The following is a 14,442-nucleotide window of genomic DNA, read 5'->3' as shown; positions in this document are numbered from 1 at the left end:
AGAGGTCGAGGAGGTCGCGGGGGTCGCATCACGTTCCGCAGTGGGTCAGCCGAGCAGCGAGCGGCCGATGATCTCCTTCATGATCTCGGTCGTGCCGCCGTAGATGGTCTGGATCCGGCCGTCGGTGAAGGCCCGGGCCACCGGGTACTCGGTCATGTAGCCGTAGCCGCCGTGGAGCTGGAGGCAGCGGTCGGCGGCCCGCTTCTGGAGTTCGGTGGCCCACCACTTGGCCATCGAGGCGTGCACGGCGTCGAGTTCGCCGGCCGCGTGGTCCTCGACGCAGCGGTCGACGAAGGAGCGCGTGACGGCGCACTCGGTGGCCAGCTCGGCGATCTCGAAGCGGATGTGCTGGAGCCTGGCGAGGGGCCGGCCGAACGCCTCGCGTTCCCTGACGTACGCGGTGGTGATCTCCAGCAGGTGTTCGGCGCCCGCGATGGCGGCGGCGGCGATGGCCATCCGCTCCTGCGCCAGATGGGTCATGAGATGGACGAAGGCGCCGTCGCGCTCGCCGAGGAGGTTCTCCTTGGGGACGCGGACGTCGTGGAAGAAGAGTTCGGCGGTGTCCTGGGCCTTCTGGCCGATCTTGTCGAGGTTGCGGCCGCGTTCGAAGCCGGGCGTGCCGCGCTCGACGACGAGGAGGGACAGGCCGTGCGCGCCGCCCTCGGGGGTGGTCTTCGCGACGACGATGACGAGGTCGGCGAGGATGCCGTTGGAGATGAAGGTCTTGGAGCCGTTGAGCAGCCAGTGGTCGCCCTTGTCCTCGGCGGTGGTGCGGATGCCCTGGAGGTCGGATCCGGCGCCGGGCTCGGTCATGGCGATGGCGGTGACGGTCTCGCCGGTGCAGAAGCCGGGCAGCCAGCGGCGCTTCTGCTCGTCGGTGGCGAGGCCGGTGAGGTAGGGGCCGATGATGTCGTTGTGGAGCCCGATGGCGAGGCCGGGGGCGCCGGCTCGGGTGAACTCCTCGGCGAGGACGACGCTGTAGCGGAAGTCGGGGTTGCCGCCGCCTCCGTACTCTTCGGGTACGGCGAGACCGAGGAGGCCCTGGCGGCCGGCGGCGCGCCAGGCGTCGCGGGCGACGATGCCGTCCTTCTCCCACTGCGCGTAGTGCGGCAGGACCTCCTTGGCGAGGAAGGTGCGGACGGTGTCGCGGAACGCGTCGTGCTCGGCCCTGAAGATGCGGCGCTTCAACTCGGCCTCCTGTCGGTGGGGTGGACGGCGGGCAGGTCCCAGTCGCGGGCGACCTCGTCGGCGTCGGCGCCCGGCCGGGCGGGCGCGCGGCGTACGGAGCCGGGCGTCGCGGAGAACCGGGGCGCGGGCGCCGGCTGGGTGAGTCCGCCGTGCCGGGTGAACGTGCCGCGCGCGGCGAGGTGCGGGTGACCGGGCGCCTCGCGCAGCGACAGGACCGGGGCGACGCAGGCGTCGGTGCCCTCGAAGACGGCCGTCCAGTCTGCGCGGGTGCGGGTCCGGAACCGGTCGGCGACGGCGGCGCGCAACTCGCCCCAGCGGGTGACGTCGTCGCGGTCCGCGGCCCGGTCCTCGATGCCGAGGAGCCGTACGAACTCGTCGTAGAACCGCCGCTCCAGCGCGCCGACCGCCATATGGCCGCCGTCGGCGGTCTCGTATGTGCCGTAGAAGGGGCAGCCGCCGTCGAGGAGGTTGGCGCCGCGCCGGTCCTGCCAGCCGCCGGCCGCCATCATGCCGTGGATCATCGTGGCGAGGTGGGCGGCGCCGTCGGTGATGGCCGCGTCGACCACCTGGCCGGTGCCGCCCTCGGTGCGGGCGTGGTGGAGGGCGGCGAGGACGCCGACGACGAGGTAGAGGGAGCCGCCCGCGTAGTCGCCGAGGAGGTTGGCCGGCACGGTCGGCGGCTCGCCCGCGTTGCCGATCATGGAGAGGGTGCCGGTGACGGCGATGTACGCGATGTCGTGACCGGCGCGCTGGGCGAGCGGCCCCTCCTGGCCCCAGCCGGTCATCCGCCCGTACACCAGTCGCGGGTTGCGGGCGAGGCACGCGCGGGGGCCGACACCGAGGCGTTCGGCGACACCGGGGCGGTAGCCCTCGATGAGGATGTCGGCGCGTGCGACGAGGTCGAGGACGCGGGCGGCGCCGTCGTCGGCCTTGAGGTCGACGAGGACCGAGCGTTTGTTGCGGTTGGTCAGGTCGTACGCGGGATCGATGCCGAGGCCCGCGCCGCCCGGCCGGTCGACGCGTACGACGTCGGCACCGAGGTCGGCGAGGAGCATGGCCGCGAAGGGGCCGGGCCCGATGCCCGCCAGTTCGACGACGCGCACCCCGGTGAGCGGGCCGTTGCCTGCCGTTGCCGCCATCCGGCCCCCTTGCCGTGTCGACTGTGACACTTCTGCTGTAACAGTGATGATGTTAAGAACGTGTTCCACTCCGCACAAGCCCCTTCGGCGCGCTCCCGGCGCGCTCGGCACCCTCGGGGAGCGCCACGCGTGCCGGGCGCTACCCTCTGCCTCCTTACAGCAGCGCACCGGAGCAGCGACGGAGGGCCGGATGGACACGCGGGACGGCACGGCACGGGCGTTTGACGTCGTTCTCTTCGGGGCGACCGGGTTCGTCGGCGAGATCACCGCCCGCTACCTCGCCGCACACGCGCCCGCGGGCTGCCGGTGGGCGATCGCCGGGCGCAGCCGGGAGAGGCTGGAGCGGCTGCGGGAGCGGCTCGCCGCCGAGCACCCGGCATGCGCCGCGCTGCCGTTGCTGGTGGCGGACGCCGCCGACCCGGACGCGGCGCGCGAACTGGCGGGGTCGGCGCGCGTGGTGGCCACGACGGTCGGTCCCTACGTCTGGTACGGCGAGCCGCTGGTGGCGGCGTGCGCCGAGGCGGGCACGGACTACGTCGACCTGACGGGTGAGCCGGAGTTCGTGGACCTGATGTACGTACGGTATGACGCGCGGGCCCGGGAGACGGGGGCGCGGCTCGTGCACGCGTGCGGCTTCGACTCGGTCCCGCACGACCTGGGCGTCTACTTCACGGTGCGGCGGCTGCCGCGGGACGTGCCACTGCGCGTGGACGGGTTCGTCCGGACGAACGCCTCGTTCTCGGGCGGCACGCTCGCGTCGGCGCTCACCGTGATGGCCCGGGGCCGGCACACGGCGCGGGCCGCCCGGGAGCGGCGGCTGTACGAGCCGCGGCAGGTGGGGCGGCGGGCCCGGGCGTCCCTGGGCGGGCCGCGGTTCAGCCGCGAGACCGGCGCGTGGGCGCTGCCGCTGCCGACGCTGGACCCGCGGGTCGTGGCGCGGTCGGCGGCGGCGCTGCCCGAGTACGGTCCGGACTTCCGGTACCGGCACTACGCGGCGGTGCGGACGCTGCCGGCGGCGCTGGGCGGGGCGGCGGTCGCGGGCGCGGGCTTCGCGCTGGCCCAGCTGCCACCGGCACGGCGCCGGCTGATGGACCGCTACGAGCCGGGGAACGGGCCGGACCCGGAGCGCAGGAGGCGCAGTTGGTTCAGGGTCCGGTTCGTCGGCGAGGGCGGCGGGCGGCGGGTGTGCACTGAGGTGTCGGGCGGCGACCCCGGCTACGACGAGACGGCGAAGATGCTCGCCGAGTCGGCACTGTGCCTCGCCTTCGACGAGGGCCTGCCCAGGACGTCCGGCCAGGTGACGACGGCGGTCGCGATGGGCGACGCGCTGCTGGAGCGGCTGGGTGCGGCGGGCATCCGGTTCCGGGTGGCGGACGCGCGCTGACGGATCGCGGGCCGAGAGGCCCGCGCCATCACTCCCGTACCAGGCAGAACGGGTGCCCGTACGGGTCGGCGCACACGGTCCAGCCCCGGTCCTGGCCGCCCTCGTCGAGGACCGCCGCGCCGAGCGCCACGGCCTCGGCCCGCGCCCGTTCCAGGTCGGCCACACCGACGTCCAGGTGGAACTGCTGGGGCCGCTCCGGGTCCGGCCGGGCGGGCGGGCGGTAGGGGTCGACGCGCTGGAAGGCCAGCACCCGCCCGTCGTCCAGGTGCAGCGTCGCCCAGTCGCCGTCGAGCGACCAGCGGGGGTCGGGCCGGTTCACGGCGCCGCCCAGGAGGCCCTGGTAGAAGCGGGCGAGGCGGCGGGGCTCCGGGCAGTCGAGCACCACACACTGCAGCCGGCCGATCATGCGCCGCTTCCCTGCCCTGCCGTGGCCTCCTGGAGGGCGCGGCGGCACAGGGAGTCGGCGTGCCGGGTCGTCTCGGGCAGCCGGTAACGCGGCGTCAGCGCCAGGGTGTGGGCACAGGCGTTGTCCAGCGTGACGCGGTGCCCGACGGACACGAAGACCGGTTTGACGCCGTCCCTGGTACGCAGGGCCCGACCCACCTCCTCGTGGCCCGCGAGCAGCGGTGCGGCGGAGCCGCGGCGGGTGTCCGGCTGCTCGTACGTGAAGGTGAACGGGTTCTTGGCGACGCCGATGACCGGCAGCCCGGTCAGGACGCCCAGGTGGCTGGCGAGTCCGAAGCGGCGTGGGTGGGCCTGCCCGTAGCCGTCGCACACGACAAGGCCGGGCCCGGCGGACAGGGTGTCCAGCGCCGCGAGCACGGCCGGGATCTCCCGGAACGCCAGCAGACCCGGGACGTAGGGGAAGGACACCCGGCCGACGGCGGTGGCCTCTTCGACGACGCGGAGCGTACGGGCGTCCAGGACGACGGCGGCCGCGGCGACGAGGTCCCGCTCGTCGTCGTACGCGACGTCGACCCCGGTCACGAGGCCGCTGCCGGGCGGCGGCCCCGGCTCGTCCAGGACGACGCGGCCGCGTAGTTCGTCCTGGACGGCCAGGGCCTCCGTCTCGTCGGCGGGCCAGCCTGCGGGCGTTTCGATGATCGTCATAGTGCCGCCACCCTACGGCGGACGGTCGGGTGTCAGCGGTGCGGCGGGCACGCCGGCCCGGCCCGGGCGCGGCCGGTTCCGGGGGCGGCCGCCCCCACGGTCCCCTGTCCGCTACGGCCGGTGCCAGGCGAGCCGGGACACATGGCCCTGGGCGCCCGACGCCCAGCAGCTGAGGTCCGCTGTGCAGTCGACGGTGTCGTACGAGCCGGTGTCGACGGTCTGCCAGGTGCGGCCGCCGTCCGTCGTGAGGTCCGTGCCGGTCGGGCCGACCGCGAGCGCCGCGGACCGGCTGTGCGGCAGCCAGGCCACGCCGGAGCGGTAGGCGGGCGGAGGTGTGGCCGCCGTACGCCAGTGGCGGCCGCCGTCCCGGGTGACCGCGGCGGCGTGCGGGGACGGTTTGCCGGCCCGGTAGTCGCCGCCGACGGCGATGCCGTGCGAGCGGTCCCGGAAGGCCAGCCCGAACACGCCGCGTGCGGGCTCGCCCGCCGGGATCGCCGCGTCGGCCACCGTCCAGGTCAGGCCCCGGTCCGCCGAGTGCAGCACCCGGCCGGTCGCCCCGCCGCCGGTCGCCAGCCACACATCACGCGGGCCGGCGGTCACCAGACACTGGCCGCTCGCGGCGAACCCGGCCTCGCCGGGCAGCGCGTCGGGCATGCCCGTGTCGGGCAGCGGCAGCCAGCTGCGGCCGCCGTCGGCGGTGGACAGGAGCCGGAACCTGCCGTCCACGGGGTCGCTCATCGCGAGTCCGTGGCGGCGGTCGAAGAACGTGAGGCAGTCGTAGAACGCGCGCGGGTCGGGGTTGCGGAACGTCTCCGTCCAGGTGGCGCCGCCGTCCTCGGTGCGCAGGATCCGGGACGCCTCGCCCTCTCCGATCGCCAGGACCACCGCGCGGCGCTCGTCGAACGCCTCGACGTCCCGGAACTCCAGGTCCTCCGCGCCGGGCGGTGACACGTCCAGCCACCCGCGCCCCCCGTCGGAGGTACGCAGCACGGTGCCCCGCGAACCGGCGACCCAGGCCGCGTCGCGGCTCACGGCCGCCAGGCCACGGAACCGTACCGTCGTCCCCGTCTCCGTCGGCCGCCAGCCGGACGCCACCGCGGCCGTGGAGGCCGCCGGTCCGGCCGCCCCGGCGGGCGGGCCCGCCACCAGAGCGGCCACGGCCACGACCGCCCCGCACAGCGCCGCCGCAACAGCCCGCCCGGTCTTCCCCATGGGTGTCATGGCGGGCGAACGTAGTCCCCGGCGACCACCCCGTCCAGACCGCCTTCCGAAGTGACACAGGTCACACGATCCGGCGTGCACGGACTGGCCCGATTCGTCGTCCTCTCCCGTGAGAGGGAGACCTATGAGGGAGCAGGACTTGTCCACCGTCATCGAGCAGGCCGTGGAAGCCCGCCTCGTCGCGTCCGCGCCCCGCATGGAGGTCGTTCCGGCCGTCCTGCGCTACGACTGCGACGACCCCTACGCCGTACGCATGGTGTTCCCCGCCCCGGCGACCCTGGAGGGCGTGGAGGTGGCGTGGGAGTTCTCCCGCGAGCTGCTCGCGGCCGGGCTGGACGCGCCGTCCGGCACCGGCGACGTCCGGGTGCGCCCGTTCGGGCACGACCGCACGGGTGTGGAGTTCCACGCCGTCGAGGGCGTCGCGATGGTCCATGTCCGGACCACCGATGTGCGCCGCTTCCTCAGGCGCAGCCGGCAGCTGGTTCCACTGGGATGCGAGTACCTCTTCCTGGACCTGGACCACGACCTGGCCGAGCTGCTGCGCGACGCGTACTGACCCGATCCGTACCGGCGCCGTAAACCGATTGCCGCGCCCGCGGCTCGGGGCCTAGCGTTCTTCCCGGCCCCTTTGCCGTCCGATCGGAGTAGGACATTGCTCGTCTGAGGTCTTGAGACACCGTGCCGCCGCACAGCGCGCGCTTTCCGCGCCGCGTGTGGCGCCGTGTTCGACCTCGGCGTACGAGCAGCCGTCCTCGGCCCCCGCTTGTGCTGTGCCGTCACGCGGACCGGTCGCCTTCCCGGTGTCTCACCCGTTGCCCTCTTCCTCTTCTCACGCAACCGGGAGACCCTTGTGTCATTTCCCTCCTCTCCTCCCTTTTCTTCCTCTTCTTCCTCTTCTTGCTCCTCCCCCGCCCTCGTCTGCGCGGATGTGTCCTTCTCCTGGCCGGACGGCACCACGGTCCTGGACGGGCTGAACCTGGGAATCGGCCCCGGCAGGACCGGGCTGATCGGCCGGAACGGCTCGGGCAAGTCGACCCTGCTGAAACTGCTGGCCGGGGAGCTGACCCCGGTGGGCGGAACGGTCCGCGCCGCGGGTGAGGTCGGCTGTCTGCCGCAGGACGCGACGCTCGACACCGGGCTGCGGGTCGACGAGGCCCTCGGTATCGCGGGCGCGCGGGCCGCCCTGCACGCGATCGAGTCGGGCGACGCGCGCGAGGAGCACTTCACGGCGGTCGGCGACGACTGGGACGTGGAGGAGCGGGCGCGCGCCACGCTCGACCAGTTGGGCCTTGGCCGGATCGGCCTGGACCGCACCACCGGTGAGGTCTCGGGCGGTGAGTGCGTCCTGCTGCGGCTCGCAGCCCTGCTCCTGGCCCGGCCCGCCGTACTGCTGCTGGACGAGCCGACGAACAACCTCGACCTGCACGCCAGGCGGCGCCTGTACGCGGCCGTGGACGCCTGGCCGGGCGTCCTCGTCGTGGTCAGTCACGACCGGGAGCTGCTGGAGCGCGTCGACCGCATCGCAGAGCTGCGCGACGGCGAGGTGACGTGGTACGGCGGCCCCTACTCGGCGTACGAGGAGGCCGTCGCCGCCGAACAGGAGGCGGCCGAACGGATGGTGCGGGCCGCAGAGTCCGACGTACGACGGCAGCGCCGCGAACTGGCCGAGGCGCAGGTCAAGCTGGCGAAGCGGAAGAGGTACGGCCAGAAGAGCGCCGAGAACAAGGTGGTCCCGGGGATCGTCGCCAACGCGCGCAAGCGCGCCGCGCAGGTGTCGGCAGGCAAGCACCGGACCGTGCAGACCAAGCGGCTGGAGCAGGCGCGGGGTCGGCTGGACGAGGCGGTGGAAGCGGTACGGGACGACGACGCGATCCGGGTCGAGCTGCCGTACACGGCCGTACCACCCGGCCGGGGAGTCCTCCTGCTGCGCGATCTGACGCTCCGCCACGGGACGCGGCTCGACGGTGAGTTCGAGGTGCGCGGTCCGGAGCGGATCGCCCTTGTCGGCAGGAACGGCTCGGGCAAGACGACACTGCTGCGGACGATCGCCGGTGAGGTCGGGCCGGTCGCGGGCGAGGCGGTGGCGCGGGTGCCGCTGCGTTTCCTGCCGCAGCGGCTGGACGTCCTCGACGACGAGCTGACCGTCGCCGAGAACGTGGCGCGGTTCGCGCCCGACGCCACCCCCAACCGGATCAGGGCGCGCCTGGCCCGCTTCCTGTTCCGGGGCACGAAGGCCGACCAGCGGGCCGGAACGCTGTCGGGCGGCGAGCGGTTCCGGGCGGCGCTGGCCGCACTGCTGCTGGCCGAGCCCGCGCCGCAGCTGCTGATGCTGGACGAGCCGACGAACAACCTGGACATGGCGAGCGTACGGAGCCTCACCGAGGCGCTGGAGGCATACGAGGGCGCGCTGATCGTGGCCAGTCACGATGTGCCGTTCCTGGAGGCGATCGGTATCACACGACGGCTCACGCTGGACGGGGGTGACCTCCACGCATAACGGAACGTAACCGGTCATTGCTCCGGGCGGGCTTGGCTCCGGCCTTACGACCCGCTTAACCTACGGTCTCGTAACCTACGAGCCCGTAGGTAATGATCGCTTCCCCTGGAGCCCCCGTGACCCTCACCTCTCCTCACCTCGGCAGTTCGGCGGAGTGGACAGATGCCCGGCTGCTGTACGCGCTGGAAGAGGTGGTCGAGAAGGAACTGAACCGCCACCTCAAGGTCGCCAAAGACTGGATGCCGCACGAGTACGTTCCGTGGTCGGACGGCCGTAACTTCCCGGGCGTCTTCGAGGACGGGGAGGCGTGGACGCAGGAGCAGTCGAAGGTGTCCGACGTGGGCAGGATCGCGCTGGTGGTGAACCTGCTCACCGAGGACAACCTGCCGAGCTACCACCATGAGATCGCCACCCTCTTCGGCCGGGACGGCGCCTGGGGCACCTGGGTGCACCGCTGGACCGCCGAGGAGGGCCGGCACGGCATCGTGATGCGCGACTACCTGCTCGCGTCGCGGGCCGTGGACCCGGACAAGCTGGAGCAGTTCCGGATGGCACACATGAGCGAGGGCTTCGAGTCGGACAACCGGCACTCGATGCTGCACTCGGTGGCGTACGTGGCGTTCCAGGAGCTGGCGACCCGGATCTCGCACCGCAACACCGGGCACCAGTCGGGCGACCCGGTCTGCGACCGCATGCTGGCGCGTATCGCGACCGACGAGAACCTGCACATGGTGTTCTACCGGAACCTGCTGTCGGCCGCCTTCGAGCTGGCGCCGGACCTGACCATGCAGGCCGTGCGGGACGTCGTCGTCAACTTCCGGATGCCGGGCCACGGCATGCCGGGGTTCGAGCGGGCCGCGGCGCAGATGGCGATCGGCGAGATCTACAACATGCGCATCCACCACGACGACGTGCTGCAGCCGGTGCTGCGGTTCCTGAAGGTCCTGGAGATCGACGGGCTCGGCCCGGAGGGCCTGAAGGCGCAGGACGAGCTGGGCCTGTACATGAACGGGCTGGACACGGAAGCGGCGAAGTTCGACGAGAAGCTCGCTACCCGCAAGGCCCGCATGGCGGCCCGCGCCGCCGCCGTCTGAACGACGCGGCGGCTCAGCGGCGGTCGGCCCGACCCCGCTTGAGCGCGTACCGCTCCTGCTCCGAGAGCCCTCCCCACACCCCGAAACGCTCGTCGTGCGTGAGCGCGTACTCCAGACACGCCTCGCGGCCCTCGCAGATCCCGCAGAGGAACTTCGCCTCACGGGTCGACGAGCCGGGCTCCGGGAAGAACAGCTCGGGCCCGGTCTGGGCGCAGAGGGCGGTCTCCTGCCAGGAGAGCTCGCCGTCGGTCAGGGCCGTACGGCCGGCGGTGCGGTCTGCGGTGGAGTTGATCGGCATGGCGGACACGCTGCACGACCGGCATAAACGTCCCGTCAACGAACGATCGACGCCGGGTGGTCCTGTCGCTGCCCGTCAGGATGGACCTGCGCACCGTGACGGCGCAAGGAGTTCACCGGCACGGCGTGTCACACACCGCCGCGCGTGCTGTGCAGCACCGCGAACCTGGCCCCGTAGGGGTCGGTGAGCTTCGCGCAGCGCCCCAGACCGGCCAGGTCGGACGGGCCGCGCCGCACCTTGCCGCCCAGCCGCTCCGCCTCTGCGACGCCCGCCTCCAGGTCGTCGACCTCGAAATACGGCGTCCAGGACGGGCCGTCGGCCGCCTCGGCCGGGTCGTCGGCGAGCGGCACGACCCCGCCGAACGCCTCGCTCGGCGACGCCAGACCTGTGCCGGGAGGCTGGATCAGGGTGTACGCCCCGGCGGGCTCCGCCGGTGCCGCGGTGTGCGCCTCCATGCCGAAGACCAGGTCGTAGAAGGACAGGTCCGCGACCGGGTCCGAGGTGTACAGCTCCGTCCAGGACAGGGCGTTCGCCTCGCCGACCACGTCGAGGCCCTTGTTCTCGCCGGGCTGCCAGACACCGAACCCCGCGCCGGTCGGGTCGGTGAAGAGTGCCATACGGCCGAGGTCCAGAACGTCCATCGGTTCGAGCGTCACGCTGCCGCCGCCCGCGCGTACGGCGGTCGCCGCCGCGTCGGCGTCGGGTGACTGGAAGTAGAGCGTCCAGGCGGAGCCGCCCCGCTCGGGCGGCACGGTCATGCCGCCCGCGACGGTTCTGCCCTCCCGCTGGAACATGCCGTACCCGCCGGCCTCGGGCCCGGCGTCCTGGAAGGTCCAGCCGAACAGTCCCTGATAGAAGGATCGGGCTCCGCCGAGGTCGGGAGTGCCGAGGTCGACCCAGTTCGGGGAGCCGGTGACGAAGCGGGTGGTCAGCATGCGCGCTCCTTCGGATGCCGGTGCGTGTCCGAGTGTGCTCCGATTCCGGGCCGGTCGCACGTGGGCTGCGCCGTCACTCCTTCTTGGCGCGGCTCGGCTGCACCCGTTTGGGCTCGCCCGGCATCTTGGGGTAGTCCGGCGGGTACGGCAGGTCGCCGAGGCCGTGGTCCCGCTCGTCGCGTTCGGCGAGCTCCAGGAGGCCCTCAAGACCGAAGGCGTGGTCGTCCATGTCGGCGTGGACGTCGCCGTGGTCGGCGTACCGGACCGGCATGGTGGCCAGGTCGAAGTCGCGGGGGTGGATGTCGTCGAGCTCGTGCCAGCGCAGGGGCGCGGAGACGGGGGCGTGCGGTCCGGGCCGGATGGAGTAGGCGGAGGCGATCGTGCGGTCCCTCGCGGTCTGGTTGTAGTCCACGAAGATCCGCTCGCCGCGCTGCTCCTTCCACCAGGCGGTGGTGACCTGGTCCGGCATGCGCCGCTCCAGCTCCCGGCCGACGGCGATGGCGGCGCGGCGCACCCCGGTGAACGTCCAGCGCGGCTCGATCGGGACGAAGACGTGCAGGCCGCGCCCGCCGGACGTCTTGGGCCAGCCGCGCAGCCCGTACTCGTCGAGCAGGGCGCGCAGTTCGTGCGCGGCGCGCACCGCTTCGGCGAAGCCGGTGCCGGGCTGGGGATCGAGGTCGACGCGCAGCTCGTCGGGGTGGTCGGTGGCCTCGCCGCGTACCGGCCAGGGGTGGAAGGTGAGCGTGCCGAGGTTGGCGGCCCACAGGACGGCGGCGACCTCGGTGGGGCGGATCTCGTCCGCGGAGCGGCCGCTGGGGAAGGCGATGTGGGCGGTGGGGATCCAGTCGGGGAGGTTCTTGGGGGCGCGCTTCTGGAAGAACGACTCGCCCTCGACGCCGTCGGGGAAGCGTTCCAGGGTGGTGGGCCGGTCGCGCAGCGCCCGCGTGATGCCCTCGCCGACGGCGAGGAAGTAGCGGGCCACGTCCAGCTTCGTGAAACCGCGCTCCGGGAAGTACACCTTGTCCGGGTTGGTCAGCCGGACGGTCCGGCCGCCGACCTCCAGCTCCACCGCTTGTGCCATGGGCGCAACGGTAGACGGATGGGGCATAGCGTGCATATCGAGCATATTCAGGCGCAGAATCGAGCCATGGAACTGCCGGTGATGCCGCCCGTGAAGCCGATGCTGGCCAAGAGCGTCAAGACCATCCCGCCGGGGATGCAGTACGAGGCCAAGTGGGACGGCTTCCGCGCCATCGTCCACCGCGACGGGCACGACGTGGTCATCGGCAGCCGTACGGGCAAGCCGCTGACCCGGTACTTCCCCGAGCTGGTCGACGCGCTGCGGGAGCGGCTTCCGGAGCGGTGCGTCGTGGACGGCGAGATCGTGATCGCGTACGGCGGGCGGCTGGACTTCGACCGGCTGACGGAGCGGATCCACCCGGCGGAGTCACGCGTCCGGACGCTGGCCGAGCGGACCCCGGCGCGGTTCGTCGCCTTCGACCTGCTGGCGCTGGGCGACGAGTCCCTGCTGGACACACCGCTGACCGAGCGGCGCGCGGCCCTGGAGCGGGTGCTGGAGGGCGTGCGGCCGCCGGTCCACCTGGCGCCGGCGACGACGGACGTGGAGGTCGCGCGGCAGTGGTTCGAGGAGTACGAGGGCGCCGGGCTCGACGGGGTCGTCGCCAAGCCGCTGGACCTGCGATACCGGCCGGACGCCCGCCTCATGTACAAGATCAAGCACGAGCGGACCGCGGACGTGGTGGTGGCCGGATACCGATTCCACAAGAGCGGCCCGATCGTGGGCTCCCTGCTGCTCGGCCTGTATGACGCGAAGGGCGCGCTCCAGCACGTCGGGGTGTGCGCCGCGTTCACGGCGCGGCGCAGGGAGGAGCTGGTCGAGGAGCTGGAGCCGCTCGTCATGGACCCGCCGGACGGCCATCCCTGGGCCTCCTGGACGGACGTGGCGGCGCACGAGAGGGCCCGGCTGCCGGGGGCACCGAGCCGCTGGTCGGGGAAGAAGGACCTGTCGTGGGTGGCGCTGCGGCCGGAGCGGGTGTGCGAGGTGGCGTACGACCATATGGAGGGCGGCCGCTTCCGGCACACGGCGCAGTTCCGCAGATGGCGCCCGGACCGCACACCGGAGAGCTGCGGCTACGCGCAGTTGGAGGAGCCGGTCTCGTACGACCTGGACGAGGTGCTGTCGGGTCCGTGAGAGGCCCGGGCCCGCTCGGAGGCGCGGGCCTCCCGTGTCGCGTTCGTCACCCTCCCGGCCTCACTCGCCGCGGTGTTCGGGCCCTGGGGCCGCGGCCGCGTTCGGCGCGGGGACCCCGGGACCGCCACTCGGGCCGCTCCCGCGGTTCCGCGTCCGCCTCCTCGTTGGTCCGCTGGTCGGAGACGCCGCGGTCCTCGGCCTCCTCGCGGAGCCGGGCCCGGTGGATGTCGTACTTCTCGCTGCCGGGCCCGGGCATGGCGATCTTCTCCGGCCCGTTCGCGTGCCCCTCAGGCGGACGGTAACGCCGAACGGTTGCGGTACGGATACGGCCCCCGGGGCAATCCCGCGTCCGGAAGCCGTCACCATAGAGGGGTAACCCAGCGCCCGGACGCCTGCCACAAGCAGGACAGCAGCAAAGGACCTCACGTGACCGTGTCGCGTCTCATCCCCGTCCCGATCCCCGACCGCGTCGCCGCCCTGATCGGGTCCTGCATGCCGCTGGGCGTTCTGCAGGCGGAGATCGACGCCGAGTGCGCGGCCCGGGAGGTGCACCGGTTCCGTGGCCCGATGTGCCAGGAGGACCAGGCGGACCGGGAGTACGCGCTGGCGGCGCTGGCCCGGGCGAACAAGGTCCTCGCCGCGTACAACCCGGGGCTGGTGCTCCGACCGGGCGGCGGGGTCCGCTAGCGGAGTCCGCTAGTCGAAGGTCCCGTCCACGTAGACCCACCGTCCGTCCGTCTTCTCGAAGCGGCTGCGCTCTCGCAGGGTTCCCGGTTCGCCGCCGTGGGTGTAGTGGGCGGCGAAGGTGACCGTGCCGGTGGTGTGGAAGAGGGTGCCGTCGGTGGTGTCCAGGATCTCCAGGCCCGTCCAGCGCGTCCCGGGGTCGAGGTCGACGGCGCGCGGGCGGGTCGCCGGTGACCAGGTGCGGAGCAGGTACGGCTCGTCGCGGACGACGAAGGCGCTGTAGCGGGAGCGCATCAGGCGCTCGGCGGTCGGGGCCGTCGCGTCGCCCGTGTGGAGGCGGCCGCAGCACTCGGCGTAGGCGGCGGTGAGCCCGCAGGGGCAGGGCGCTTCCGGCAGGACGGCGGGCGGCGCGGCGGTGGGCGTCGCCTTGCGGGTCGCGGCGGGAGCGGGCTTCGGGCGGGGCTTGCGTCGGGCCATGAAGGTCATTCTGCCCGGGAGCGGTTCTGGGCCGTGCGGGCGGGCGCCCGGGAGCGGTCCTCGGCTGTGCGGGCGGGTGCCCGGGGCGGTGCGGGGCGGGTCCTCTGGCTCGCGGGCGGTCCCGGGCTCTGGGGGGGCGGTTCTCGGCCATTGTGCGGAAGGGGCCGCACGGTGCTTCCGGGTCCTGCGGGGCGGCCCTATCC

16 protein-coding genes are annotated in these 14,442 nt (G+C 73.2%); 6 read left to right on the top strand and 10 right to left on the bottom strand.

Features of this window, described 5'->3' with window-relative positions; genetic code table 11:
- Positions 1–45 precede the first annotated feature (45 nt).
- Positions 46–1,188, bottom strand: coding sequence for an acyl-CoA dehydrogenase family protein (locus FVS66_RS34045; RefSeq protein WP_149185091.1), 1,143 nt, complete (start codon positions 1,186–1,188; stop codon positions 46–48).
- A complete protein-coding gene (locus tag FVS66_RS34040; RefSeq protein ID WP_187645821.1) occupies positions 1,185–2,327 on the bottom strand; it encodes a CaiB/BaiF CoA-transferase family protein in 1,143 nt (380 codons plus the stop codon). Before FVS66_RS34040 ends, FVS66_RS34045 begins: the two co-directional genes overlap by 4 nt.
- Before the next feature lie 190 nt (positions 2,328–2,517).
- On the opposite strand from FVS66_RS34040, the gene FVS66_RS34035 reads away from it, so the two are divergent.
- Complete coding sequence (locus FVS66_RS34035) at positions 2,518–3,711, top strand: saccharopine dehydrogenase NADP-binding domain-containing protein (protein ID WP_149185090.1); 1,194 nt, start codon at positions 2,518–2,520, stop codon at positions 3,709–3,711.
- A 28-nt stretch (positions 3,712–3,739) separates the two neighbouring features.
- Here FVS66_RS34035 and FVS66_RS34030 read toward each other — a convergent pair whose 3' ends face one another.
- The 3 genes from FVS66_RS34030 to FVS66_RS34020 form a co-directional block, all read right to left on the bottom strand.
- Positions 3,740–4,117 carry a VOC family protein gene (locus tag FVS66_RS34030; protein WP_149185089.1) on the bottom strand — a complete coding sequence of 126 codons (378 nt, stop codon included), beginning with the start codon at positions 4,115–4,117 and terminating at the stop codon, positions 3,740–3,742.
- Positions 4,114–4,821: an endonuclease V gene (locus FVS66_RS34025; protein ID WP_149185088.1), complete on the bottom strand. Its 708-nt coding sequence runs from the start codon at positions 4,819–4,821 to the stop codon at positions 4,114–4,116. Before FVS66_RS34025 ends, FVS66_RS34030 begins: the two co-directional genes overlap by 4 nt.
- A gap of 111 nt (positions 4,822–4,932) precedes the next feature.
- Positions 4,933–6,042: an oxidoreductase gene (locus FVS66_RS34020; protein WP_187645820.1), complete on the bottom strand. Its 1,110-nt coding sequence runs from the start codon at positions 6,040–6,042 to the stop codon at positions 4,933–4,935.
- A 139-nt stretch (positions 6,043–6,181) separates the two neighbouring features.
- Between FVS66_RS34020 and FVS66_RS34015 the strand changes: the two genes are divergently transcribed.
- From FVS66_RS34015 to FVS66_RS34005, 3 genes are all read left to right on the top strand, one after another.
- On the top strand, positions 6,182–6,598 hold the full coding sequence (locus FVS66_RS34015; RefSeq protein WP_149185200.1) for an SsgA family sporulation/cell division regulator: 417 nt from the start codon (positions 6,182–6,184) through the stop codon (positions 6,596–6,598).
- A 372-nt stretch (positions 6,599–6,970) separates the two neighbouring features.
- Complete coding sequence (locus FVS66_RS34010; RefSeq protein ID WP_262387360.1) at positions 6,971–8,539, top strand: ABC-F family ATP-binding cassette domain-containing protein; 1,569 nt, start codon at positions 6,971–6,973, stop codon at positions 8,537–8,539.
- 116 nt (positions 8,540–8,655) lie between these two features.
- On the top strand, positions 8,656–9,633 hold the full coding sequence (locus FVS66_RS34005) for an acyl-ACP desaturase (protein ID WP_149185086.1): 978 nt from the start codon (positions 8,656–8,658) through the stop codon (positions 9,631–9,633).
- Positions 9,634–9,646: 13 nt separating this feature from the next.
- Here FVS66_RS34005 and FVS66_RS36460 read toward each other — a convergent pair whose 3' ends face one another.
- The 3 genes from FVS66_RS36460 to ligD all read right to left on the bottom strand — a co-directional run bounded on the left by FVS66_RS36460 (position 9,647) and on the right by ligD (position 11,947).
- Positions 9,647–9,931 (bottom strand): WhiB family transcriptional regulator, encoded by a 285-nt coding sequence (locus FVS66_RS36460; RefSeq protein WP_149185085.1) that lies wholly within the window; start codon positions 9,929–9,931, stop codon positions 9,647–9,649.
- A gap of 128 nt (positions 9,932–10,059) precedes the next feature.
- A complete protein-coding gene (locus FVS66_RS33995; RefSeq protein ID WP_149185084.1) occupies positions 10,060–10,866 on the bottom strand; it encodes a VOC family protein in 807 nt (268 codons plus the stop codon).
- Between the two features lie 73 nt (positions 10,867–10,939).
- Positions 10,940–11,947, bottom strand: coding sequence for a non-homologous end-joining DNA ligase (ligD, locus tag FVS66_RS33990; protein ID WP_149185083.1), 1,008 nt, complete (start codon positions 11,945–11,947; stop codon positions 10,940–10,942).
- A 66-nt stretch (positions 11,948–12,013) separates the two neighbouring features.
- On the opposite strand from ligD, the gene FVS66_RS33985 reads away from it, so the two are divergent.
- On the top strand, positions 12,014–13,078 hold the full coding sequence (locus tag FVS66_RS33985; RefSeq protein ID WP_149185082.1) for an ATP-dependent DNA ligase: 1,065 nt from the start codon (positions 12,014–12,016) through the stop codon (positions 13,076–13,078).
- 46 nt (positions 13,079–13,124) lie between these two features.
- On the opposite strand, the gene FVS66_RS33980 is transcribed toward FVS66_RS33985, so the two are convergent.
- The gene (locus tag FVS66_RS33980) at positions 13,125–13,334 is read right to left on the bottom strand and encodes a hypothetical protein (RefSeq protein ID WP_149185081.1); all 210 of its coding nucleotides are present in this window, start codon (positions 13,332–13,334) and stop codon (positions 13,125–13,127) included.
- 170 nt (positions 13,335–13,504) lie between these two features.
- Here FVS66_RS33980 and FVS66_RS33975 point away from each other — a divergent pair, with 170 nt between their 5' ends.
- Positions 13,505–13,765 carry a hypothetical protein gene (locus FVS66_RS33975; protein WP_149185080.1) on the top strand — a complete coding sequence of 87 codons (261 nt, stop codon included), beginning with the start codon at positions 13,505–13,507 and terminating at the stop codon, positions 13,763–13,765.
- Positions 13,766–13,774: 9 nt separating this feature from the next.
- Here the strand turns inward: FVS66_RS33975 and FVS66_RS33970 are convergent, their stop codons facing one another.
- The gene (locus FVS66_RS33970) at positions 13,775–14,239 is read right to left on the bottom strand and encodes a YchJ family protein (RefSeq protein WP_149185079.1); all 465 of its coding nucleotides are present in this window, start codon (positions 14,237–14,239) and stop codon (positions 13,775–13,777) included.
- Between the last annotated feature and the right edge of the window lie 203 nt (positions 14,240–14,442).

This window comes from Streptomyces sp. TRM49041 (assembly GCF_008271805.1).
GTDB lineage: Bacteria > Actinomycetota > Actinomycetes > Streptomycetales > Streptomycetaceae > Streptomyces.
The sequence above is the reverse complement of the archived record's forward strand: the minus strand, read 5'-3'. Positions and strand labels throughout refer to the sequence as shown.